General features: G+C 59.4%; 21 protein-coding genes. 8 read left to right on the forward strand and 13 right to left on the reverse strand.

Features of this window, described 5'->3' with window-relative positions; all coding sequences use genetic code 11:
- Positions 1 to 11 precede the first annotated feature (11 nt).
- The 4 genes from trpA to IQ265_RS04145 form a co-directional block, all read right to left on the reverse strand.
- Positions 12 to 800, reverse strand: coding sequence for a tryptophan synthase subunit alpha (gene trpA, locus IQ265_RS04130; protein WP_194050915.1), 789 nt, complete (start codon positions 798 to 800; stop codon positions 12 to 14).
- 206 nt (positions 801 to 1,006) lie between these two features.
- The gene (locus IQ265_RS04135) at positions 1,007 to 1,312 is read right to left on the reverse strand and encodes a DUF3007 family protein (RefSeq protein ID WP_194050916.1); all 306 of its coding nucleotides are present in this window, start codon (positions 1,310 to 1,312) and stop codon (positions 1,007 to 1,009) included.
- Positions 1,313 to 1,317: 5 nt separating this feature from the next.
- Positions 1,318 to 1,563: an NAD(P)H-quinone oxidoreductase subunit L gene (gene ndhL / locus IQ265_RS04140; protein WP_194050917.1), complete on the reverse strand. Its 246-nt coding sequence runs from the start codon at positions 1,561 to 1,563 to the stop codon at positions 1,318 to 1,320.
- A 191-nt stretch (positions 1,564 to 1,754) separates the two neighbouring features.
- Complete coding sequence (locus tag IQ265_RS04145) at positions 1,755 to 2,261, reverse strand: MOSC domain-containing protein (RefSeq protein ID WP_194050918.1); 507 nt, start codon at positions 2,259 to 2,261, stop codon at positions 1,755 to 1,757.
- A gap of 402 nt (positions 2,262 to 2,663) precedes the next feature.
- Here IQ265_RS04145 and IQ265_RS04150 point away from each other — a divergent pair, with 402 nt between their 5' ends.
- From IQ265_RS04150 to IQ265_RS04165, 4 genes are all read left to right on the forward strand, one after another.
- Positions 2,664 to 3,590 (forward strand): hypothetical protein, encoded by a 927-nt coding sequence (locus IQ265_RS04150; RefSeq protein ID WP_347404909.1) that lies wholly within the window; start codon positions 2,664 to 2,666, stop codon positions 3,588 to 3,590.
- Positions 3,587 to 7,321 (forward strand): TonB-dependent receptor, encoded by a 3,735-nt coding sequence (locus IQ265_RS04155; protein WP_194050919.1) that lies wholly within the window; start codon positions 3,587 to 3,589, stop codon positions 7,319 to 7,321. The genes IQ265_RS04150 and IQ265_RS04155 overlap by 4 nt, the downstream gene beginning before the upstream one ends.
- Entirely contained in the window at positions 7,318 to 9,396 is a 2,079-nt protein-coding gene (locus tag IQ265_RS04160) for an OmpA family protein (protein WP_194050920.1), read from the forward strand. Before IQ265_RS04155 ends, IQ265_RS04160 begins: the two co-directional genes overlap by 4 nt.
- 61 nt (positions 9,397 to 9,457) lie before the next feature.
- The gene (locus tag IQ265_RS04165) at positions 9,458 to 11,143 is read left to right on the forward strand and encodes a DUF11 domain-containing protein (RefSeq protein WP_194050921.1); all 1,686 of its coding nucleotides are present in this window, start codon (positions 9,458 to 9,460) and stop codon (positions 11,141 to 11,143) included.
- Here IQ265_RS04165 and IQ265_RS04170 read toward each other — a convergent pair.
- Positions 11,140 to 11,766, reverse strand: coding sequence for a peptidase C15 (locus tag IQ265_RS04170; protein WP_194050922.1), 627 nt, complete (start codon positions 11,764 to 11,766; stop codon positions 11,140 to 11,142). The two genes, IQ265_RS04165 and IQ265_RS04170, sit on opposite strands and share 4 nt — an antisense overlap.
- A gap of 99 nt (positions 11,767 to 11,865) precedes the next feature.
- On the opposite strand from IQ265_RS04170, the gene hisH reads away from it, so the two are divergent.
- From hisH to IQ265_RS04185, 3 genes are all read left to right on the forward strand, one after another.
- A complete protein-coding gene (gene hisH, locus IQ265_RS04175; protein WP_194050923.1) occupies positions 11,866 to 12,510 on the forward strand; it encodes an imidazole glycerol phosphate synthase subunit HisH in 645 nt (214 codons plus the stop codon).
- A gap of 3 nt (positions 12,511 to 12,513) precedes the next feature.
- Positions 12,514 to 13,062, forward strand: a complete 549-nt coding sequence (rsmD, locus tag IQ265_RS04180; RefSeq protein WP_194050924.1) for a 16S rRNA (guanine(966)-N(2))-methyltransferase RsmD — start codon at positions 12,514 to 12,516, stop codon at positions 13,060 to 13,062.
- Positions 13,063 to 13,212: 150 nt separating this feature from the next.
- Positions 13,213 to 14,475, forward strand: a complete 1,263-nt coding sequence (locus tag IQ265_RS04185) for an MFS transporter (protein ID WP_194050925.1) — start codon at positions 13,213 to 13,215, stop codon at positions 14,473 to 14,475.
- A gap of 104 nt (positions 14,476 to 14,579) precedes the next feature.
- Here the strand turns inward: IQ265_RS04185 and IQ265_RS04190 are convergent, their stop codons facing one another.
- The 4 genes from IQ265_RS04190 to IQ265_RS04205 form a co-directional block, all read right to left on the reverse strand.
- Positions 14,580 to 14,795 carry a UPF0175 family protein gene (locus tag IQ265_RS04190; RefSeq protein ID WP_228037581.1) on the reverse strand — a complete coding sequence of 72 codons (216 nt, stop codon included), beginning with the start codon at positions 14,793 to 14,795 and terminating at the stop codon, positions 14,580 to 14,582.
- Positions 14,796 to 14,857: 62 nt separating this feature from the next.
- The gene (miaB, locus tag IQ265_RS04195; RefSeq protein WP_194050927.1) at positions 14,858 to 16,219 is read right to left on the reverse strand and encodes a tRNA (N6-isopentenyl adenosine(37)-C2)-methylthiotransferase MiaB; all 1,362 of its coding nucleotides are present in this window, start codon (positions 16,217 to 16,219) and stop codon (positions 14,858 to 14,860) included.
- Between the two features lie 183 nt (positions 16,220 to 16,402).
- Positions 16,403 to 16,894 (reverse strand): transposase, encoded by a 492-nt coding sequence (locus IQ265_RS04200; RefSeq protein ID WP_194050928.1) that lies wholly within the window; start codon positions 16,892 to 16,894, stop codon positions 16,403 to 16,405.
- A gap of 127 nt (positions 16,895 to 17,021) precedes the next feature.
- Complete coding sequence (locus IQ265_RS04205; protein ID WP_347404910.1) at positions 17,022 to 17,363, reverse strand: helix-turn-helix transcriptional regulator; 342 nt, start codon at positions 17,361 to 17,363, stop codon at positions 17,022 to 17,024.
- Positions 17,364 to 17,391: 28 nt separating this feature from the next.
- Between IQ265_RS04205 and IQ265_RS04210 the strand changes: the two genes are divergently transcribed.
- Positions 17,392 to 17,640, forward strand: coding sequence for a hypothetical protein (locus tag IQ265_RS04210; protein WP_194050929.1), 249 nt, complete (start codon positions 17,392 to 17,394; stop codon positions 17,638 to 17,640).
- Positions 17,641 to 17,792: 152 nt separating this feature from the next.
- On the opposite strand, the gene IQ265_RS04215 is transcribed toward IQ265_RS04210, so the two are convergent.
- The 4 genes from IQ265_RS04215 to IQ265_RS04230 form a co-directional block, all read right to left on the reverse strand.
- The gene (locus IQ265_RS04215; protein ID WP_194050930.1) at positions 17,793 to 17,972 is read right to left on the reverse strand and encodes a DUF4278 domain-containing protein; all 180 of its coding nucleotides are present in this window, start codon (positions 17,970 to 17,972) and stop codon (positions 17,793 to 17,795) included.
- A 280-nt stretch (positions 17,973 to 18,252) separates the two neighbouring features.
- Entirely contained in the window at positions 18,253 to 20,388 is a 2,136-nt protein-coding gene (locus IQ265_RS04220) for a cation:proton antiporter (protein WP_194050931.1), read from the reverse strand.
- 469 nt (positions 20,389 to 20,857) lie between these two features.
- Complete coding sequence (locus tag IQ265_RS04225) at positions 20,858 to 21,265, reverse strand: hypothetical protein (RefSeq protein WP_194050932.1); 408 nt, start codon at positions 21,263 to 21,265, stop codon at positions 20,858 to 20,860.
- A gap of 400 nt (positions 21,266 to 21,665) precedes the next feature.
- Complete coding sequence (locus tag IQ265_RS04230; RefSeq protein ID WP_194050933.1) at positions 21,666 to 22,940, reverse strand: alpha/beta hydrolase; 1,275 nt, start codon at positions 22,938 to 22,940, stop codon at positions 21,666 to 21,668.
- Between the last annotated feature and the right edge of the window lie 144 nt (positions 22,941 to 23,084).

Here is a 23,084-nt window from a genome sequence, read left to right on the forward strand (position 1 = left end):
AGTACAGCAGTCTAGGCCACAGCGGCCTTGAGGCGACGGCAGAAGTCACCGATGGTGGATAGGGCGGCCTCTGGGGTATCGCCAGCCAGCCGCTTAACAAAGGCGCTGCCCACAATCACGCCGTCGGCTCCCCAGGCTTTGAGCTGTTGGGCCTGGTCGGGGTCTGAGACGCCAAAGCCCACGCCAATGGGCTTATCGGTAGTTTGCTTGAGACCGCTGATCAGGTCTTTAACCCGGCTTTGCAGCTCGCTGCGGGTGCCCGTTACCCCAGTGACGCTGACCAAATATACAAACCCCTGGGCCTGGGCTGCGATCGCCTGAATGCGATCGGGCGGTGAGGTGGGGGCCACCAGCAGGGTGACGTCGATACCTGCCGCCGCCGCCGCCGTCAGCAGCGCCTCGACTTCTTCTAAGGGCAGGTCGGGAACGACCAGTCCGGCTACCCCCGCCGCCGCCACATCGGCCATAAAGCGATCGATGCCCCGGTTGAGAATGGGGTTGTAGTAGGTAAACAAAATTAGCGGTGCCTGCAGCTGTAGCCCCTTAACCATCGAGAGCACGGCATCGAGGGTGACCCCTTTCTCAAGGGCGCGGGTGGCGGCCGCCTGAATCACCGGGCCATCGGCGAGGGGGTCGGAGTAGGGCACCCCCAGCTCGATGAAGTCGGCCCCGTTTTGATCCAGCACCCCCAGGGCCGCGGCGGTCGTTTCTAAATCGGGGTCGCCAGCGGTAATAAAGGGAATCAGGGCGCATTCGCCCCGCGCTCGCAGGTCACGGAAGCGATCGGAAACAAGGGCCATAGCGGGGTACCGAAGACGTAGTCCTAAGAGAGGGGCCAAAGGGCTGGGGCAAATAATTCACCCAATACAGCACTCTAGGGCAAGAGTGGCACCGCGTCTATGGTTCAGGGCTATGGTCGGGGAGTGGCTGAGCAATAGTGACCCAAAACCACAGCGGAGGACTGGCTCGGTAGCGAGGTCAGATCCCGAAACTAGCCCCAAACCCTCTACTTGGCATTCTCCTGGTCCAGCTTTTCCTGCAGGGCGGCCAGCTGCTCTGGGCTCAGCTCGTCGAGCTGGCGCTGGAGCACCGCCGACTCGTAGTCATCCATTTGCTGGTTGAGGGTCATGTTGCGGGTGACCACCCGCAGCAGGTAGCTGGCCAACCAGGCGACCACACCGCCCACCATTACCGCCTGACTCCAGATACCAGCGGAGATGCCGTCGAGGCCAAACAGCCGAAAGCCCAAAAACAGCCCACCCCCGGCCAGAAAAATGCCGAAGCCAACGGCAATTACGTCGATGCGTCGCATGCTGCCTAGGCCTTAATATCGCGCGGCTGGGGGCGGAAGTTTAGAAAGGGGCTAAACAGCAGCATGCCGGGGAAAAAGACAAACACCAGCCCGTACAGCAGGGTGCGCTCGATAGACCCGGCAATGTACCAGCGCCGCCGCACGTAGAAGAGCAGAGCCAGGGGCACCACCAGCAAATAAACTCCGACGACGCCAGCGTACAGCCCCGCCGTCAACAAAAAATCGCTCGATAGCGCCGTTGGTATGGTCATGGTGATTAATCGCTAACCCAGCTGAGTGTCATGTTTGCAAGGGTGGGATGACCGAAATCCCGTCCACCTTAAATCATAGGGCTTGTGAAGCCACAACTAAAGCCCCATATCTAAAGCTCCCTATCTAGCCATTCTATAGGGGTTCTTAGCAAAGGAGAACGGCTGGGGCAGACATGGACACAGACTAGACCCTAGGAACCAGTACCCAATGGCCTAGACCGCAGCCCGGCGCTCGTCACCGTGACGCAATCGCCCGTAGTCAACTGGCCCGGCAGCAGCACCCGTGCGTACAGCCGACTGCTGCCGGGGTGGTGGGTTTGGCTAATGCGGCTGTAGCGGCGATCGCTAAACCACCGCATGATAGTGCGGCAGGGCGGGGCGTAGTCGGTAACCTCAACCCGCACCTGTTCTCCAAGCTGAAGCTGGCTACCTGGCCCCAGAGCCGCCCAGTCTAGCCCGGCCAGGGTGAGGTTTTCGCCAGCGCTGCCGGGGCCAATGGGGTGACCTTCTAGGCGCAGGGTTTCGATCACCTCCAGCGACCACAGGCACAGGGCGCGATCGGGTCCGCCGTGAAATTTAAGATTGCGCTGCTGGTCGCCGCTGAGCCCAGCGGCGGTAGCTTGGGCCGTAGCGATCGCCAGCTTCGGCACCCCACCCGGCGAAACATTGATCTGCGCAATTCGACCCGTGTAGGTCATGGCGTTATGCCTCAGCGTTAACGGTAGGATTCTGGGCCAACAGGGGTTTAAGCCTGACATTAGCAAAGCATAGCCAGAGCTGCTCTTATGAATTCCATATAACCTCTGTGATAGTTTCTAGCTCAACTTGCGACGGCCTAGGGCCAAGGCTGCCTCGGCGGCCTTGGCCCTAGGCCCTGCGGGGCGCATTGAGCAAATCCGGACCCAATTAAAAAACTTAACAGAGAATTTATGGGTATTTACGGATGCGCTTGGTATGATTTGGCGAGTTTGACGACACGAAGTATTCCTTTTGGTCGTTGACGCAAGGGCTTAAAGCCCACCAGGAGTGGATCGAAGGCACAGGTGGGCCAAGCCCAACCGGGGTGTCAGTGGTGTGACGAGTAGTCTCAGAGGGGTGGTGTGAGACGTAATCAGCGACAACTGTACCGGGGGCTGCTGTTCTTGCTAGCCCTGGTTTTGAGCTATTGCCTGAGCCATGCGGGGCCACCATCAACGGTGGCGCAGGCTCAGAGTCGAGTATTTGTTAACCAGGCGACGGCCCAGTTTGACGGCCCTGAGGGGCCAGTGACCGTCACCTCCAACGAAACCCGCGTTGGCGAAGACATTGTGCCCCTGAGCATTGTTAAGACCGCCGATCGCGCCGCGGCAGAGCCTGGGGATGTGGTGGTCTATCGGCTGCTGGTTACCAACCCTTCGAGTCGAGCGGCAACCCCGCTAACGATTACAGACCAGCTGCCCCGGGGTCTGATCTACGTGCCCGACTCGGTGCAAACCACACCCCTGCAGCCCACGCAGCAGGTGACCACCGACAGCAGCCTGACGCTGACATTCCCGTCGCTTGAGCCGGGGGCCTCGGTGTCGATCGCCTACGGGGTGCTGATTACGCCCGACGCGGTGCGCGGTGATGGGCGCAACGTGGCCCAGGCCTCAGCCCCAGGGTTTGCGCCGGTATCGGCACCGTTCCAGCTGACCATTCGCCCTGGCATTGTGTCCGATTGCGGCACGATCTTGGGACGGGTATTTGTGGATAAAAACTTTGACGGGCAGCAGCAGCCCGGTGAGCCTGGAGTACCTAACGCCGTTGTCTTTATGGATGATGGCAACCGGATTTTGACCGACCCAGACGGGTTGTTTTCGCTGGCCAACGTGCTGCCGGGCTACCGGGTTGGCACCCTCGACCTGTACAGTCTGCCGGGCTACACGCTGGCCCCCAACCTCTACCGGATTGAAGACAACAGTGCCTCTCGCTTTGTGCGTCTGTCACCGGGTGGTCTGGGCCGTATGAACTTTGCCGTTACACCAACCTTTGGGGAGGAGCAGTCATGATGCCTTTGGCTTCTCGTTCACTGGCTTCTCGTTCGCTAGGTTTGGGCCTGCTGACAACCCTGGCCGGATCTTTTGGGCTGATGCTACCCGGCCACGCTGCCCCCGACACCTTGGGTACAGCGGCAGATCTAGACCTCTCTGGGGGATCGGCGGCCGTGGTTGAAACTCCGGTCGGAGCGTCTGCCCCGGAGCGTTCCACGCTAGAAAACCTCACGCCAGAAAACTCCACCACCGAAGTGGTTCCGGGCAACACCCTGGAGCTGACCCTGCCCAGGCCAGCGGTGACGGTTCCGGCGGCAAAACCCGCGATCGCATCCCCAACCTGGGCCGACCCTGAGGCGGCGATCGCGGCGGCTACTGTACAGCCCCAGGGGCAGCTGCCCGCAGTCTTAGAGGCGGAACCCGGCGGGGCAGTGCCGCTGGCCAATCGGCGCGAAAATGCCGAACTCTTTGACTTTCGCTTTGGCGGTGACCAGCTACCGCTCAACCCGCCCTCGACCCAACCCCTGACGCCGGTAGGGCCTGGGGCTGAGGCGATGTACACCCTCACCCTGGCTCCCGAGAGCGAGACCCAGATTCCGGCCAACGGGCGATCGACGCTCACCCTGGTGGGGGCGGTGACGACAGATGAGGGCAATCCCCTCGCCGATGACGTGGTGGTGACGCTAACCAGCACAGCTGGGGAGTTTGTCGGGGCCGACTACGATGCCGATCGCGGCGGGTTTCAGGTGCTGGCCCGGCTGGGGCAGTTTGAGGCTCAGCTGCGATCGCCGCTCGATGCTCGGCCAGCCACCGTGCAGGCCTTTGTCAGTGCGCAAACCCTGCGGGACATCGACCCCAGCCTGGCCCGAGACTATCCCACTCTAGAAGCCACCACCCAGGTGAGCTTCTACACCGATCTGCGCCCCACCATTATTTCTGGGGTAGTTGATTTTCGCGTGGGCCGGGGTGGCACCAACTTCCTGGGCAGTTTTAGAGACTTTCTCAACCCCGATTCCCTCAGCGATGACGTGGAGGTGAGCTTTACCACCGGGCTATTTGCCACCGGGGCCGTGGGCGACTGGCTGTTTACCGGGGCCTACAACAACACGCGCGGCCTCAACGATCGCTGCGATGGCAGCAGCCTCTACCGCGATGTGCAGGCCTGCGACCAGACGTATCCGGTCTACGGCGACAGCTCCACCACCGACTTCCTCACCCCCTCCATCGATAGCCTGTACCTGCGCTTTCAGCGCGACTCACTGGTGCCCGACGCTGAGCCAGACTACTTTATGTGGGGCGACTACGGCACCCAGGAGTTCGCTGGCGAGTCGCAGCAGTTTACGGCCACCGTGCGAGAGCTGCACGGCTTTAAGGGCAACTACACCTTTGGCAACGGCCTGCAGCTCACCGCCATGTACGCCGACAACGTGCGGCCCTTTCAGCGCGACACCATTGCCCCCGACGGCACCAGCGGCTACTACTTCTTGTCGCGGCGACTGGTACTGCGGGGCAGCGAGAATGTGTTCATCGAGGCCGAGGAGTTTAACCGCCCCGGCACCGTGCTCGAACGCACACCGCTGTACCGCGGCGTCGACTACACCATCGACTACGATCGCGGCACGCTGCTGTTCAATCAGCCAGTTAGAGCCGTCGATCTCAACCCCTTAGGCGTTACCCTGGTGCGGCGTATTGTCGTCACCTACCAGGTCGAAGATGCCTCAGCACGCGGCAATCTCTATGCCGGTCGCCTGCAGTACCGTCCCAACGGTGACGACGGCGGTGTCGTCGGGGCCACCCTGCTCAGCGAGGACCAGGGAGCCCAAGACTTTACCCTCTACGGCTTTGATGTGCTCTGGCCCCTGGGTGATCTGGGCCAGGTGACTGGAGAATTCGCGCGATCGACGTTCAACGCTGGGGCCACCAACAACCAGGGCAATGCCTACCGCATCGAGCTCAGCGGTACCCCCTTTGAGGGGGTGACGGGGCAAGCGTTTTACCGTTCCACTGACAGCGGTTTCAACAACACTGCCACCAGCACCTTTCGCCCTGGGCAAACCCGCTGGGGCGGTCAAGTGCTGGCCCAGGTCGGGCCTCAAACCCAAATTCGCGCCCTGGTCGATCAGGAGCGTAACCTGGGCACCGCCACTGCCATTCAAACCTCCGCCGCTGGGCTTCTGAGACCGGGCCAAACCGCCATTCAGGGCGGACAAATCGACAACACTCTAACCGAGCTGCGGGCCGGCATTGTGCAGCAGTTTGGCAGCGCCACCCTGGGCATTGACTTCGTCAACCGCAACCGCGACGATCGCATTGCCAATACCTCGGCCAACGCCAACCAGCTGGTGTCGCGGCTAAACCTGCCGCTGACCGAAACCCTCAGCGCCCTGGCCCAGAGCGAGCTGAACCTGGGCACCACCGACCCCCTCTACCCCACCCGCAATACGGTGGGCCTGGAGTGGGCAGTACAGCCGGGGGTGAGTTTGCGGCTGGCCCAGCAGTTTTTGTCGGGGGGCAACGGGCCGAGCTCGATTACCAGCCTCGACACCCTAGTCGACTACGAGCTGGATGACAACACCACCCTAACCAACCGCTACTCACTGCTGGGGGGCTACAACGGCATTACCGGGCAGGGGGCGATCGGCCTTAACCACCGCCTGGTGCTAGCCCCCGGACTGCGGGCCACCTTCGGCTTCGAGCGCATCTTTGGCGATGGCTTTAATCTCACCGGGGCGGGCCAGCAGTTTGCCCAGCCCTTCGCCGTCGGCCAGGGGGGCTCATCGTCCCTGGGGCTGCTGGCCTCTACCGTTTACTCAGTGGGGCTGGAGTACACCGACAACCCCGACTGGCAAGCCAGCGGCCGCTTTGAGTATCGTGATTCGCCGGGGTCAAGCAACATTGTGCTGGGGGCAGCGGCCGCTGGCAAGATTACCGACTCGCTCACGGGTCTGGCCCGGTTTGATCTGGCCAATTTTGCTAACCAGACCATCACCGATGCCCTGGGCAACTCCAGCAGCCTGCGCCTGGGGCTAGCCTACCGCAACCCGGTCAGCGATCAGTTCAACGGCCTGCTCAGCTACGAGTACCGCCGCAACCCTGGCAGCACCCCAGACAGTATTCTGCAGGGCACCAGCTCCGAGGCCCAGGACCACACCCTGTCGCTGGAGGGCATCTACGCCCCCAGCTACCGTTGGGAATTTTATGGCAAGTACGGCCTGCGCTACAGCACGGCCAACCTGGCCGAAGACTTTGGCTTCTCCAACAGCATTCACCTGGCTCAGGCGCGGGCGACCTATCGGTTTGCCTACCGCTGGGACGTTGGAGCTGAGGTGCGCTGGCTGGGGCAGCCCGCCGTGGGCTACAACGAGACTGGCTTTGCCCTGGAGGCGGGCTACTACCTCACCCCCGATGTGCGGCTGGGCTTGGGCTACAGCTTTGGCGGTGCCAATGACGGCTCGTTTGTGGGCGGCGGCGGCTACCGCTCGGCCAGCGGTCCTTACTTTGGCATTACCGCTAAGGTCAATCAGTTGTTTAACGGCTTTGGGGTGCAGCCGGTGTCGCCGCCCCAGCAGCAAGACTCTTACGTAGATGAGGCAGCCCTAACCGACATCCCCGAGCCCCCAGTAGGCGAAACCGAGGTGCCCGAGCCCGGCGTAACGCCCGAGGCACCCCCCGATGTGTTTCAGCCCGAGACCACGCCCGAGGCACTCCAGCCCGAGGCAACAGACACGGCCCCAGGAGGTGAGGAATGAAGCAGCAGTGGTGGATAGGATATGGTGCCGTCGCCCTGACTGTGCCGGGGCTGGCCCTAACGGTGCCCCCCGCAGTGGGGCAATCGGCGCTGGCGGGCTACAGCGTGCGGGTCACCAGCGCGGGCGATGGGCCGGTGCAGCCCGACGAGGGGCTGACGCTGCGGGAGGCCGTCGAGCTGGCCAACGGCACCCTCACCCCTGAGCAGCTGAGCGAGGCCGAGCAGGCCTTTGTGCAGCCCTTGCCCACGGGACAGGGATCACGGATTGGCTTCGATCTGCCAGCGGGGCAGACCACCATTGCCCTGGTGGACCTGCTACCTGAAATTATCGCCCCGGAGCTAGTGATCGACGGCACGACCCAGGCAGGCTACGACGCCAGTGCCGGACTAGATCCTAAATTTCCGCCTGCGCCTGTGGTCAGTCTGACGGTGGCTGAGGGCAGCGAAGTGGCTCGCGGCCTGACCATTGCCGCCGATGGCGTAACCGTGCGAGGACTTAGCCTCTACGGATTTCGCACCAGCGATCGCGCCACCCAGACCACGCCGCCCGCCGATATTTTCATCAGCGCCCTGGCCCCGCCGGTCGACTCAAGCCCCCTCAGCCCGGCGCTGGAGCTGTTTCGCATAGAAGATGCCGAAGCCGCGCCCAGGGGCGTGGTGATTGAGCAAAATTGGTTGGGACTGCCCCCCGACGGCGAGTTTCCGGCGGTGCCGTCGGCCTTTGGGGTGTCGGTATTTAATGCGGTAGAAACCACCATTCGCAATAACCGAATTCAAAACCACGACGGTAGCGCCATTATCACGGGCTTTCGGGCCGACGGGCTGCAGGTGAGCGAAAACGCCATCATCGGTAACGGCCTGGCTGGTATGCCCGACGCCATTCGCCTGGAGGGGGCGATCGCCAGTAGCGCCATTACCGACAACCTAATCTGCGCCAACGACGGCAGCGGCATCTATTTATTTAAGACAGAGGGGGCAACCCAGATCACAGGCAATGCCATTCAATACAACGGTCGGCGGTTTGAGCGCGCCGCCGTGTACCTGATGGGCAACGACCACCAGCTCAGCGACAACTTCATTGGCTATCAGCCGGGGCCGGGGGTAGCGGTGACGGCCTACCCGCTCAGCCTCCGCAACCAAATTCGCGGCAATCGCTATGCCGGACTCGACGGGCTCTCCATTGACCTCAACACCCAGGGCAATACCGGGGTGCAGGACTTTCAAAAAGGAGACGGCCCCAACCCGCCCCGCAACTCTTACCACCGCCGACGCGAAACCGGCAACGCGGCCATCAACTCCCCCGAGTTTGACGCCTATAGCTTTGCCAGCGGGGCCGCCGAGGTCACCCTAACCGGTACGGCCGACCCGGGCACCGAGGTTGACCTCTACCGCATTGCTGAGGAGGGCTTCCCCTATAGCCCCTTGAGCGAGTCCCTGGGCACCGTGACCGCCAGCCCTGAGGGCACCTTTAGCGCCAGTCTGGCCCTGCCGCCAGGTACCAGGGTGAGCGCGATCGCCTCCGACCCCGAGTGGGGCACCTCAGAACCGGCTCCTGTCGCCGCCGTGCTGGCCGCCGATGGCACCCTGCCCGATCTGCCCGCCACCCCGGTCGAGCTGCCCACCTGCGCCGCGCCCGTGCCGCCCCCCGCACCCGTCGAGCCGCCGCCGCCGCTCGAGCCGCTGGTGTTGACCGTACCCCGCAATATTCACTTCGCCCTCGATCGTTCAGACATTAGCCCTGAGAGCGCGGTAATACTCGATCAGATCGCAGCGGTCATGCTGGAGTATCCCTTCCTGACGGTGGAGCTGCACGGCCACACCGACCCCCGCGCCAGTGCCGCCTATAACCTGGCCCTGAGCGAGCGCCGCTCCCTCGCCGCCCGCAACTATTTAGTTCGCCAGGGCGTGCCCCCCGAGCGCATGCGAATTGTGCCCTTTGGTGAGACCCAGCGGCGCAGCCAGGGCAGCGGCCGAGTCGAGTACGCCCGCGATCGCCGGGTGGAGTTTGTCTTTACCGACCTGCGCGGCCTCGACATCATCTTCCAAGACCAGGAGGCCGACCTCCAACTGGAGTAGGCTCAGCAGCGACCGCCAAAGCTCTGCCCGTTTTATTTCATGCTCGCTATCTCTACCTGTTATGCGTCAGTTCTTTGAGCTTATTTTTCAGTCCTCTACGCCACGCCGCCGTCTGCGGCGCTGGCTGAGCCTGGTGCTGGTCTTAGTTTTGGTAACGGTAAACTTGGTGGGCTGGCCCGCCCCAGCTCAGGCTCAGGTTGCTACGTCTCTCGACATCAATGGGCTATTTACAACAACCGTGCCCGGCACACCATCCAACTACAATCCAGCCCCTTTTGCCGACCCCTGCACCTCCTCTGCTGCCCAGGGATTTCCAGGCTGTGCTGGAGCAACCACCAATTTGTCCTTTGGGCAAGGGAATGAGCTTGTGTTGCAAGCGGTTACTGCTGGGCCTGGGCGAGAACGCTTTGAACCCGCCACCGAGATCATCCCTCCAGCCGGCTTACCCCAGCGGATTGTGTTTCGTCGCAACGGTGCTGTACCCATTCCGCCACCGCCAGCTGCACCTACAGGAACACTAGGTTCAAGAGAGCAACTTTTCTTTGAGGCGATAACGGCGACGACGGGCACCATTAGTCTGGCCCCTTCGGAACCTCCGCCTGGGCCGGGAGGAACAGAATTTGCCATACTCAGTCGGGTCATTAACCGTGGTATTGACAACGTGTTCAATAACATTGGTTTTGTTGACCAAGACCACCGCAACAATATTGAGCGCGTTGACTATCTGATTGGCAATCCCGGTGTTACCCTCACAGCGGAGGAGGCTGATAACGTTGGGTTTTTAATTCTGGAACGGGGAGGCAATGATGCCTTTGGAATCGCAGCAGTTACGGGTTTAGATGCCGGCGGAAACCCTACCAGTTATGGCCCATTGAGGAAAGCTGCCCCAGGTGATTGGGGCCCACCAGGTGTCAATGTTGGTGTGCGATATCCATCAGTAGTTTTGCGTAAAGATACTCCAGCAACAACCAACCCTGACTTCCGACCTAGCCACCAGGTGGAGGAGCAGGACGTTCGCGGGATTGTATTCCCAATCAGCTTTCTTCTACCCCCTGGCCAAAGTACCCAGCCGTTCTTTGGGTACTCTCTCTTTGCCAACGATGTAAACGGTACCCCTGACCAGCTCGTAGACTTTACTAACCAGGCCGTATTCCCCCTTGGTACCGGGAGTGGTAGCTTAGCTGGAGGGCTGGATCTGGTTGCCGGGGGCTTTGGTTTAGTACGGCGAGTGACTTCGACTGTGCCAGCGGGCAATCTAGCCCTGCTGAAGCGCATTACCAACTTGTTTGGCCCTGCGCCATTGCCCGACTTCAATCAGGTAGTCGGCGATGGTACAGCGCTGACACTGCTGCAAAACAACGGCCTGGGCCAGGGCCTTGACGTCATCGATGACCCCCCGGTACAAACGAGCAACGGCATTGAGTACACCGTTTACTTCGCTAACCCTGGAGCTGGGAATGCTAATAACGTCGTGCTGTGCGACCAAATTCCCATTGGTACGACCTTCAACCCCAACAGCTTTGGAACTGGTCAGGGCATTCAGGCGATCGCCTCTTCGGCACCGGCTGGCCCTGTGGTTAACTACACCAATGCCAATGACGGTGACCCTGGCCAGTTTGTTGCCCCTGGGGCGGCATTGCCACCGTTCTGTGGTACCAACCAGGGTAACGGAGCTGTCGTGGTCAACGCGGGCACCATTGGCAGCAACCAGGTGGGGCTAATTCGGTTTAGAACCACTGTCGACTAGGCTGTTTTTCTAGATTCATCACATTTTAGGTTTAAGCGGCTGGTCAGCTTGGCCAGCCGTTTTAGTATCAGCGCCAGGTCGTGGGCCAGCAATGGCTGAGTCGCCGAGGTGAGCGGCGGAACATGTACAAAGAGGGCCTGCATGGGCCAACGGTACTGCGCGATCGCCCCCAAAAGCCGATAATACAGGTGGTTGCAGACGTAGGTGCCCGCACAGTCGCTAATGCCCGTGAGGTGGGTGCCCGCCATTAATTCCTCCAGGGGCAGCAGGGTCTCTAGAGCCAGGTCATTCCCCTTGCCGTAGCGCTCCAGGTGCAGGTGGCTGCGCCCCTCGGCCATACCGCAGCACACCACCACGGGCGACTGCAGCTCAACCAGCTTGGCCATCACCCGAATCGGGGCCAGCTCAAAACTGACCGGAATGTGGCGCAACACAGTAGTGCCAGAGGGAATTTGCTGGCACTGCTGCAAGTGGGCCACCAGATCATCGGCAGCATTGGAGGGCTGGTGGGCGCGCCAGGGGGCGAAGGTGGTGAGGAGCATGGGGAGTAGATGGGTAGATGGGTGGATGGGTGGATGGGTGGATGGGTGGATGGGAAAGTCTGCTGGTTCAACGTTAGCCAAAATCCAAAGTTCAAAATCCAAAATTCWCCCAGGTCTGCCAGGTAGGATAGAGGCTGAACGAACCCCACGCCTTAGAAATAGAACAGAGCAGGAGAGTGTATGGCTAACATTGCCGTAATTGACTATGACATGGGCAATCTGCACTCGGCTTGCAAGGGGCTGGCGCTGGCCGGAGCGACGCCGACCATTACCGACGTGGTGGCTGACTTGGAGGCTGCCGATGCCCTGGTGCTACCCGGCGACGGGGCCTTTGACCCGGCCATGCGGCACCTGCGCGAGAAGGGGTTGATCGAGCCGATTAAGCGAGAAATTGCGGCGGGTAAGCCTTTTTTGGGCATTTGTCTGGGTCTGCAGCTGTTGTTCGACGGCAGCGATGAGGGAGTCGAGCCAGGGCTGGGGCTAATTTCGGGCCGTATTCGCAAGTTCAAAAAAGAGCCAGCTATCACCATTCCACACATGGGCTGGAACCAGCTGACCCTGACCCAGCCCGACTGCCCGCTGTGGCAAGGGGTTAAGGATGGCGACTGGGTCTACTTTGTGCACTCGTATTATGCTGAACCTACCAACCCAGCGGTGAATGCGGCGACAACCACCCACGGTACTCAGACGGTAACGGCGGCGATCGCCCGCGACAACATCATGGCCATGCAGTACCATCCCGAAAAGTCGGCCCCCGCTGGCCTGACCATGCTGGCCAACTTTGTCGCCCTGGTGCGGGCTCAAACCCCTGCGGCTGTGGGCTAGCCTATGCTGCGCATCTACGGCAACCGCGCTCTCAAAACCCTGCCCGGTAACGATACTCGGCCCACTGCGGCGCGGGTGCGCGAGGCCCTGTTTAACATCTGGCAGGGGCGCATTGCCGACTGTCGCTGGCTCGACCTGTGTACGGGCAGCGGGGCGATGGGGGCCGAGGCGCTGTGTCGCGGTGCGGCAGAGGTCGTGGGCATTGAGAAGTCGCCCGAGGCCTACGCCATTACCCGCGAAAACTGGCAAAAGGTGGCTCAGCCCGACCAAACCTTCAGCCTGTTTCGTGGCGATGTGGTGAAGCAGCTTTCGCGGCTACACGGGCAACCCTTCGACTGCATTTACTTTGACCCGCCCTACGACAGTGAGTTGTACATGCCGGTACTGGAGCGGCTAGTGGCCCTAAACCTGCTCCAGCCCACGGGAGAAATTGCGGTAGAGCACCGCCCCGATGCCTGGAGGCCCGTGGCGATCTCTGGCTTGGATCTGGTGCGGCAAAAGCAGTATGGCACTACGCATCTGGCGTTTTACCGACCGGACCTGCTCCCCTAACGCTAAAGCAGCCTGCCGATCGAGCGTGAGGTCGGGCGGCGTTGCCTTGTAGATAGAGGGAAACCTTGGTAGACTCTACTCGTTGCGCAAAGTCAAGATTTCTTGACTTTTGGGGCGCTGCGGTCACGGTCTTTCACCTATTTCAGTTTCATGGCTAAGCACAATTCAGGCAACTCGGTCTTTCCCCATTGGGAGGAGGCCGACCCAGCGCTGCGGCTGCGGCAGCACAACCGCCTCTTCACGCTACTGGCGATCGCCGCTGGGCTGGTCTTTCTTCAGGGCTATATGATTGCCCCCCTAATTCCTCGCCTGGCCGAAATTTTTGATGTCTCTGCCCAAGAAATTGGCTTCATCGTGCCTGCCTACATGCTGTCCTACGCGGTGGCGGCGCTCTTCTACGGCATTCTCTCCGATCGCTTTGGTCGCTGGCCGCTGATTCGCATTTCGCTAATTATTTTCATTGTCTGCACCGCCCTCACCGCTACCGCCCAAACGGCAGGTCAAATGAGCTTTTGGCGGTTGCTCACTGGCCTGGGCGCGAGCGGGGTCATTCCGCTCACCTTTGCCTTAGTTGGTGATCTGTTTCCGTATAACCAGCGCGGGGCCAAACTGGGTTTGATATTTGCGGCGATGGAAGGAGGCATGGCCGCCGGGTCTGCGGGGGGCGCTATTTTAGAACCCTTTGTGGGCTGGCGAACCCTGTTTTTGGGCACGGCTACGGCGGCAGCCCTGGTGCTCTGGCGGCTGCGGCGCTATGGTGCCCTGTTTGATGAGCCTAAAATCGCCAAGCTGCCTGCGATCGCCACAATTTTTGCCGGGTACCGGGCTGTATTGTCCAATTTTCGCGGCGCTCGCACCTACGCCTATGTCCTGTGGAACGGGGTCTATCACTCCGGCGTTTACACCTGGCTGGGCCTCTACATGACCCAGCGCTACGACATGGATGCTCTAAGTATTGGTCTGACTATTTTGGGCTACGGCATTCCGGGGCTAATTTTTAGCCCGCTGATTGGCAAGGCCGTCGATCGCTGGGGCCGCCGCTGGCTGATACCCCCAGGCTTGGCCATGGCCGCCTTGGCTGGGCTGTCGATGATTCCCTACATTCCTCCCATCGGGACGACCACCGCGATTCTGGTGCTCTCGCTGGGCTACGACCTGACGCAGCCGCTGTTTGTGGGCATTGTTACCGATTTGGGCGATGGCAAAAGCCTGGGGCAGACCATGGGGCTCAAGGTTTTTGCCCTGTTTACGGGCTTTGGCCTGGGCAGCCTGCTATTTGGCGAAGCGCTCCGCTGGGGGTTCACGCCCGCCCTGGCTATATTTGCAGGCTTGCAGCTGGTGGCCGCGATCGCGGCCATTCCCCTATTTTGGCCAGAAAAGCCTCAGCCCATATCTCAGCCAGCCTCAGATTAAAGGCCAATCGGTGGCTGCGCGTGTAGTCTGTCGGTGAGGCTATAAAGCCAGTGTTTTGGGTAGGGGCGGCCCAGAATTATCACTAACGATGATATCCGGAGCCATTAGGCACTTAGCTCAATATCAAGATTTTCGGCACTATCTACCAATGCCGAAAACCCATACTGGGGCAGCAACTCATCGAAAGACCGACGCGTCATGTTTAGAATTTGGCATGCCTGGTAGGCCGACACTTTACCCGTTGAGTACAGCACAGCCACCAAAGCTTCTTTGACATACCTTTGATCCACGTTCACCGGGTCCGGCCGTTCAAGCTGCATCTGCACAGAAGAGTATCCCTACTTGAGCCATCCAGCCCTTATGACTAATCACCCCGCTCAACTTAGCCAGCAGCAACTAGTGTCTGAATCGGTTCCCCAGTGAGGCTAAAGGGGCGCACTTCGGTAATTTTGACCTGCACTAGCTCGCCTTTGAGCGCAGCAAAATCGCCCGCGAAAAAGGCTAGCCGGTTGCCGCGGGTGCGGCCCATCACCTGGGTAGGGTTTTTGGGGTTGATGGCTTCGACCAACACTTCTTCGATGCGGCCCGCGTAGCGCTGCGATCGCTCTGCCGCCTTCGTATTCACCAAATGGTTGAGGCGCTGGAGGCGATCGGCCTTGACCTCTTCAGACAGCTGGTTGTCCCACAGGGCGGCGGGGGTGCCGGGGCGGGGCGAATAGGCCGCCGTATTGAGCTGGTCAAAGGCGATGTCGTTGACCAGATCCAGCGTGTGCTGAAACTGTTCCTCAGTTTCGCCGGGGAAGCCCACGATCGCATCGGCGCTGATCGCCGCATCGGGCATGTAGCGACGCACGGTATCGATGATGCGGCGATATTTTTCGTGGGTGTAGCCCCGCGCCATCGCCTTCAGCAGGTCGTTGTCGCCCGACTGAAAGGGAATGTGGAAGTGCTCGCACACCTTGGGCAGCTCGGCGCAGGCGCGAATCAGTCGCTCGGTAAAGTAGCGGGGGTGGCTGGTGGCAAAGCGAATGCGCTCAATGCCGGGCACGTCGTGGACGAAGTACAGCAGGTCGGTAAAGGTGTGCTGGTGCCGCCCGTCGACGGTGGAGCCGGGCAGGTCGCGCCCGTAGGCATCGATGTTTTGGCCTAGCAGCGTCACTTCTTTGAACCCCTGGCGGCCCAGTTCTTCCATCTCGGCGCGGATGGCCTCTGGCGTGCGCGACTGCTCAACGCCGCGCACACCGGGCACTACGCAGTAGGTGCAGCGCTCGTTGCAGCCGTAGATCACATTCACCCAGGCGGTAATGGTGCTGTCGCGCCGGGGTTTGGTGATGTCTTCCATAATGTCGACCTCTTCGGTGGCGACGACCTGGTTGCCATCGAGCACCTGCTCTAGCAGGTCTTGCAGACGGTTGGCGTGCTGCGGCCCCATCACCAGGTCAAGTTCGGGCACCCGGCGCAGCAGGGCTTCGCCTTCTTGCTGGGCGACGCAGCCAGCCACAATCAGCGTCAGGTCGGGCTTTTCGTGCTTGCGCTTGGCCTGGCGGCCCAGGTACGAGTAGACTTTTTGCTCGGCGTTGTCGCGAATGGTGCAGGTGTTGTAGAGCACTACATCGGCATCGTAGGGGTCGTCAGTCCAGGTGAGGCCCATGGTGTCGAGAATACCGGCCATACGCTCGGAGTCGGCTTTGTTCATCTGGCAGCCGAAGGTGGTGATGTGATATTGACGAGCAGAACCGGCCATAGGTTTGGGCTTAAGCAGCAACAACGCAGTTTCCCATTTTAGCGCTATGGCTCTGCATCCTTTCGCCTGTAGGAGCGATCTGAGGCAATAAGGGCGCTTATGATGCCTGGACTAGGTCGCCATCAGGCAAATGCCAACAAGTTTGTAGGGTGCATTCGCGCAGCAATGCACCACTCAGCGTATCTACCGCTCCTCTTGCGAATACCGATGCACACTTGAAAACGCCCAATCCGTTGGGCACTCTACCAACCCATGCTTCACCGGGTTGTTGTGAATGTACTCACAATGGCTCACAAAATCCTGCTCATCTCGAATGCAGCTCTCCCAATAGCGCCGCTGCCACAAATTCCCTTCCCTACGCCGCTCCCCCGATGGGCTTTTCTCAAATGGCAGCGCTAACTCCTGGCCGCAAGCTTTTGTCACCATCAGCTTGATCAACCGCCACCGCTTAGCGTAGTCGATGTCCTTGTCAGGCAATGTCCAAATGCAGTGGAAATGGTCGGGCAAGAGCACAAAAGCATCAATGGTAAAAGGATACTTCTGCCGTACTGTGATGATGGCGTGACGTAAGGACTGCCTGCCCAAGCCGGTGCAGAGCCAGGGATAGCGTTGATAGGTAACGTGGGTGAAGAAGAAGCTGCCGCCGGGTTGGTGGCAACGTCGGTAATTGGGCATGGAAGCGGGGGATGCACTTTGTATCAAGGTGCCCAACGGTAGGCGAAGCCTCAAAGTGGTGCATTGCTGCGCGAATGCACCCTACGGTTGGTGGAGATTGCGGAGCCTTGCCTGAGTGCTACGCACCCTAGAGCTGATCGTGGTCTTGGTTTTTGAGCATATTGCCCAGATAGAGGTGGACGAAAGCTTTAGCAGCCTCGCTGTTTAAGCCTTTAAGCGCTTCTACAATATCGGCTACGGTCTCGGCAGTGGGATCGCGTTCTTCGTGGAACCATTTGTAGATGGCCGATCGCTGCAAGCCCATTTTAACGGCAAGGCTATTTTGGCTAATGCCGTACTGCGTTAGGACTTCTCGTAGCGCTTTGCCTGCTCTTCCCATGCCCCCATCGTCCCAAAGGAGCAGAGCATCGTAAATGTAATCGCAAGAGATGACATTCTCTAGAGAGGTGCTGTATGATGCGATTGTCATCTTAAGCGATTACATCTAGGGTATTCTTATGCCGCAAGCGTTCATTCCTTCAGCGCTGTCTAGCCCTGCACTGCAAGTCACCATTGAGCCTGCTGCCGAGCCGGGACGTGAGGTCATTCGCATATTGGTTGTCGGCAGCGCCCACGGCGTAGAGCGCCTCATCCACGAACTCTATCGCCTCGGCTTTGCCGAAGTGCGCGAATGGAGCAAGCCCGAGCCCACCGGGCGCATCAACGAAATCATGCGCGTGCTCACTCGCTATGTATTAGCGGACTAAAGCAAATGGGCCGAGGTCAGCGTTGCTCGCCCCAACGCCCTTAGCCAACCAAATGGTTGTTAAGAGCGCCCAGGGCACGGTTGAGCAAGTCGTAGCAAGCCAACAACGATGGCGCGTCGCCTACGGCTGTTGTACAAGCTAGAGCTAGAAAACTAGCGGGTATAGCGATGTCCCATGAAGTTTAATTCTTCGGTGGGCTGTTGTCGCTGAGTAACATTGAACTGCTTAACCCGAGAAGAACGACCGAGAAAGGTAACGGTTTCTTGGGTTTCGGTAGTAGCGATCGCGGGAGTGCTAGCGGTGTAGGTTTTGCCGAGAAAAGAGAGTTGCATTGGGGGCTCCTGAAAGGTTACTGGTAAGTGCAATAGGAAAGCAGCGAGGAAATTGATCGTTGTCTCTCTGCCGCTCTATTGAAAGAAACAGCCCAGTGCCTTTGTTTTTCTCAAGAAAATGAGTGTTCTGCGTTGGCAGAACAGGTGACTCGAATCACACAGACGGTGGGATAAAATGCTGCCGCAAAAGTCGACGGCAGTGCTCACTCTGCAGCCAGATCTCCCTACTTTTGATTGGCGTGCCTACCGATTCTTTTGAATGCGCCTCGGGCTAGCGGCTTTAGGTCGCGGCGGGTTTAGAGCGCAGCTTGAAAGCAGCGCGATCGCGGGGAACAGGGCGATCGCTGCGCTGTGGATGCGGCTCACCGACCAAAATGACCGAGCCAGACAGCTGATCGACCAGGGGCGTGGTGCTAGCCCCAACGGTGAGTCCATTGCCAACCCGACGACGCTGCAGGCGCAGCATGACCAAATCGTACTGCGACGCCGTCTTGACGATCGTAGATACCACGTTGTCGCCTGCCAAGAGCTGAATCTCGATTTCAACATCGGTGGTCGGCAGGCGCTTGACCAGCAGTTCTAGCTGTTTGGCCAGGCGGTTGCGCTGCAGCTCCGACGCCCGTGAACCATGTACGTGGAGCAACGTAATTTTGGCCTGATTGCTGCTGGCCAGCACCTGGGCAAACCGCAGCGTGCGCAGCGCCGCCGGAGACAGGTTTTCAATGGGCAGCAAAATGTTCTTGCAGTTGGTAAGCGACCCTAGCAGGCGGGCGACGACCACCGGGCAGTGGGCCGACCAGAGAATTTCATCTTGAATGTTGCTAAACAACCGCCCTCCCAGCCGCGATCGCGTGCCCATACCCAGCACAATCAGGTTGGCATTCTCTTCGCGGCTGAGGTGAGAAATGGCCTGGGCCACGTTGTACTCAATTCTCAGGCGAGGGTCAATCTCAGCCTCCAGGGTGGCGCTAATAGACTGGGCGGCCTCCAGTCGCTGGCGGCCGTGGGCGATCGCTCGACCCAGCTGCGGCGAATCCATTTGGGGCTGCGCCAAAGCCACCGCCAGCGGGATAATGCGCCCGTTTTCGTAGCGGGCGACGGCGGCGGCTAGTTCAATCAGCCGCTGCTCGGTCTCAGGGTTATAGACCGGCACCACCACCGTAAACGACTCGGGAATTTCGCTCGGCGGGGGCAGCCAGTCGAGCACCTCGGTTTCGATTAGAACGTCTTCTTCAATCAGCCGTTTGCCCGATCGCGCGGTGACCAACGGACCGACAATAGCCGTGACCAACATCAGCAAAATAACGCTGTTAAAAACTTCCGAATTAATAATTTCGGCCTCATAGCCCACCAGCGCCGCCGCCAGAGTTGCCGCCACCTGAGGAATCGACAACGACCACATCGTCAGGGTTTCGGCCCAGCTGTAGCCGTAGAGCATGCGAGCACCAAACGAGGCCAATCCTTTGGTCAACAGCAGCATGCCAACGACGATCAGCGGTAGCTCAAACGATCGCAAAATGTCGCCAAAGGCCTGCAGGTCGAGCAGCAGCCCCATGGCCACAAAAAACATTGGAATAAACAAGACGCTGCCCAAAAATTCTGTTTTTTCCTTCACGGGGCCGTCGCCAATCACGCTGTTGATGGCAAGACCCGCCAGAAAGGCCCCAATGATGTTTTCGACCCCAATTAGCTGGGCCACCAGGGCGCAGAGAAACACAGACAGCATCACAAACAAAAACTGGTTGCCCTCGTCTTTGCCCGTTTTGCGAAAGAACAGCTTGCTGAGCTGTTTGAGGCCCACCAGCACCGCGATCGTGTAGAGGGCCAGCGAGCCCAGCAATGTCGCCAGCTTAAGTGCCGAAAAATCGCCCTGGTTAACCCCCAAACAAATGGCCAGCACCAGCAGCGACCCAATATCGGTAAAGATGGTCGCCCCCACGGTGACCGTCACCGCTTCATTACCCACAATGCCCAACCGCTGCACGATGGGGTAAGCCAGCAGGGTGTGGGAGGCCAGCAAAGAACCAATTAGGACCGCCGCCAGCCAGCCAAAGTTAAACAGCAGCCCGATCGCAATACCGCCCGCCAAGGGAATGGCAAACGTCAGCATACCAAAGGCTAAGGAGCGATCGCGGGTGCGCTGAAACAGAGCCATATCGATTTCGAGACCGGCCACAAACATGAGGTAAATTTTGCCAATCTCTGCAAACAGCGACATGATCTCGGAGTCAGGGTTGAGCCACCCCAACCCGCTGCCGCCAAACAACACCCCAGCCATAATCAGCCCGACTAGGCCCGGCAGCCTGAAGCGCTCAAACACAGGCGGCGTAACCAGCACGATCGCCAGCAGCAGCACAAAGGTCGTAATCGGTTCTCTAAGCGTTTCAGAAACAGGTTCTACCAGGAAAAGCGCCATAGTGCTGCCTAACATAGAGAGAGCCAGGCCTCTAGAGACCTGGCTGCGGGGGTTACGTTTGATTGAGGTTGTTCTACTAAGATTCGGGCTCCCCAGCTAATCTGTCTCTCTACCCAAAGAAAGACTTTTGCCGACTGGGTTCCCGGGGCCAAGCGGCCCCATTGGCACCGAGAAAACGATGCCCTTTAAGAGGGGTAGCGTTTAATGCAAGGTGCGGGAGCCGCCAAAGTTCGCCCGCTGTACCAACCGCCGAGCGCCCAAACGTTTGCCATGTCGCTTGCCATTTCGCTATCGGTAAGCCCCCTTGCCCACGACAATTTCAACGCTGCTGAAGTGGGTGTAATTCAGTTCACACGCTTACCACCATGACAGCATAAAAAACACGCCCAGTGGTTGCCAAACTTAGCGGAAACAGACCACTGGGCGCAAGCGCAGAGTAAGAATTGGTTTAGACCAGCCGAGGCTATCCCTACTTGTTGTAGGGAGGCGTCAAATCGTCTACGATTTCGTTCTCTTGAGTAATTTCTTCTAAGTTGAGCTTGTCTTTAACCTTTTCACCAACCGAACCTTCTGCCTCAATTTCTGTGTCGGCATTGGCCGACACTTCACTTTGCCACTTGCGACGCTGTTCGCGCATTTCCTCAAGCCTCGATTCAGAGATCTTCGGTTCTTCGCCATCAAACGAGGCTTCGGCCGCAAAGCGAGACGACGCGGCTAGCGCGATCAGGGGGCTGGAGTTTGGTCCCAATTCTGGAGTCGTAGAATTTGCCAGCGCTGCGGTTTGGGAAAAGCCAAACAGCACCATTACACTCACCAACAGCACAGAAAGGCGTTTGGCAATAGCTTTCAGCGAGGCATAAAACGTACGATCTGCCATGATTTTTTATCCTTCCAAAAAAGAAATTAGGTTGAGGTTAACGGGTCATCGGCCACCAGGATTTAATCCGCAAAGGAAGCTGCCTCCCATGCAGGCAAAACCCTGTTTACGAGAACGATATCAGCCATTTTTTGCGAAAACCAGTTTTCGCAGGGCACAAAGCGAGTTCGCTAACTCTCCGATTTCAGTAGCGTAAGCAAAAGCGTTAAATCTAACGTCCCTCTCCAGATAGACCCAACCCCCAAACCAGTCACACATAACGAGGCAGAGAAAAACCACCTCTGAGGTCGAAGTTCTACTGAAGCTGTTAAATAGGCCGTTAGACCAAGCTAAGTTTATAAATTAGAGCAAAAAGTTAAAGCCGACTTAGGACGTTGCGAGGCCTGTGAGTTGGGTTGATCTATGTAGGGTTGGCATAGAGTGCCCAGGCTAAAAAACGCTCGGTGTAGTAGAGGGCCAGCTGATTGCCAACGCCGCTAAACAGGATGTCAAAGGCATGCTCAGCCCAGGGAATCTCAAGCCAAACGGCTTGATTGCCGGTGGCTCGAAGCTGGCGATACAGCTGATAGCCATACTTAGCCTGCACCACATGATCGCGCCCCGCGTAGACCAGCAGCGTGGGGGGCAAACCAGGCTGCACATAGCGAATCGGCGACGCCTGACGGTAGAGGTGAGGAACCTGGTTGGGGGTGCCGCCCAAAAAAGCTCTGAGTACGGCACGGGTATCAATGGGATCTGGAATTGGGGGCTCTGCGTAGCCGACGGTCAGGTCTACCGGGCCATAATAGTTGATCACAGCTCGAATCGGTAGGATAGGGGGCTGTTGGTAGGCGGCGATCGCGGCCAGCTGTGCCCCAGCCGATCGGCCTAGCAGCGCCAGGCGGGTGAGGTCAGCGCCCAGCTCTGCCCCGTGGGTTTTCAGGTAGGCGAGGGCCGCACGCACGTCTTCAATTTGAGCAGGAAAGGGATGCTGCGGCGCATGGCGGTAGTCAATCGCGACTACCGTATAGCCCTGGGCCGCCACGTAGCGGCTAAAGATCTCGTGGCTGTCGGGGCTGCCCCCCTGCCACGCGCCCCCGTAGATGACCACCAGGGTAGGGTAGGTGCTCATTGCCGATGGTCGGTAAACGTTGAGCCGCAGCGGAACGCCATCCGGGGTAGCAAATACCAGTCCCCGCTTGATTGAGAGGGGTTCGGGGGCAGGGATAATACCCCTAAAAACATCCTGAAGCCGAAAGGGCCGGGGGCGAAGCTTTTCCTGAAGCGGCGGCGGAATTTGAGCCAGGTAGTTTGGCCCCAAAACTGCCCGCATTTCAGCCGCGATCGCATCACTGGTGCCAGCAACCTGCATCAGCGGCAGCAGGCTCAAGATCAGCGCAGTGGCGCAAAGGCCCAGGGCGATTCGCAAAGCAATCCCTGCCGAAATTGCAGATGCTCTTGTCCGGCGATGGGTAACCCAGACAGCTATGGCGGCGATCGCGCTCAAACCCGCCAGCCAGGGGCTAACCTCCGGTGCCCCCACGCCCAGCGGCAGCAGCCATCGGGTGGGCGCTGGCACAACAATCCAAAGGCTCAAGCCAAGACTGACCCCGACCAAAAGCCAGGCCAAGACTCGACCGCCACGGACAAACCATGGGATTGACCGCTGCTGAGCGGCTCGCTGGGCGGCAGGCATAGGTTTCTTTCACATTCCTTCGCAACTAAAGGCTCTCACAACCCAGGGCTGCCAGTAATCTCAGTTTGGAGGGGAATGGCCGTATTTTCAATCCGCTGCTCAGTCAGCTGCCCAAGCGGAGCGAATGAGGTTACGGGTAGATGA

Origin of the sequence: Nodosilinea sp. LEGE 06152 (assembly GCF_015207525.1) — a bacterium.
In the GTDB taxonomy this organism is placed as follows: domain Bacteria; phylum Cyanobacteriota; class Cyanobacteriia; order Phormidesmidales; family Phormidesmidaceae; genus Nodosilinea.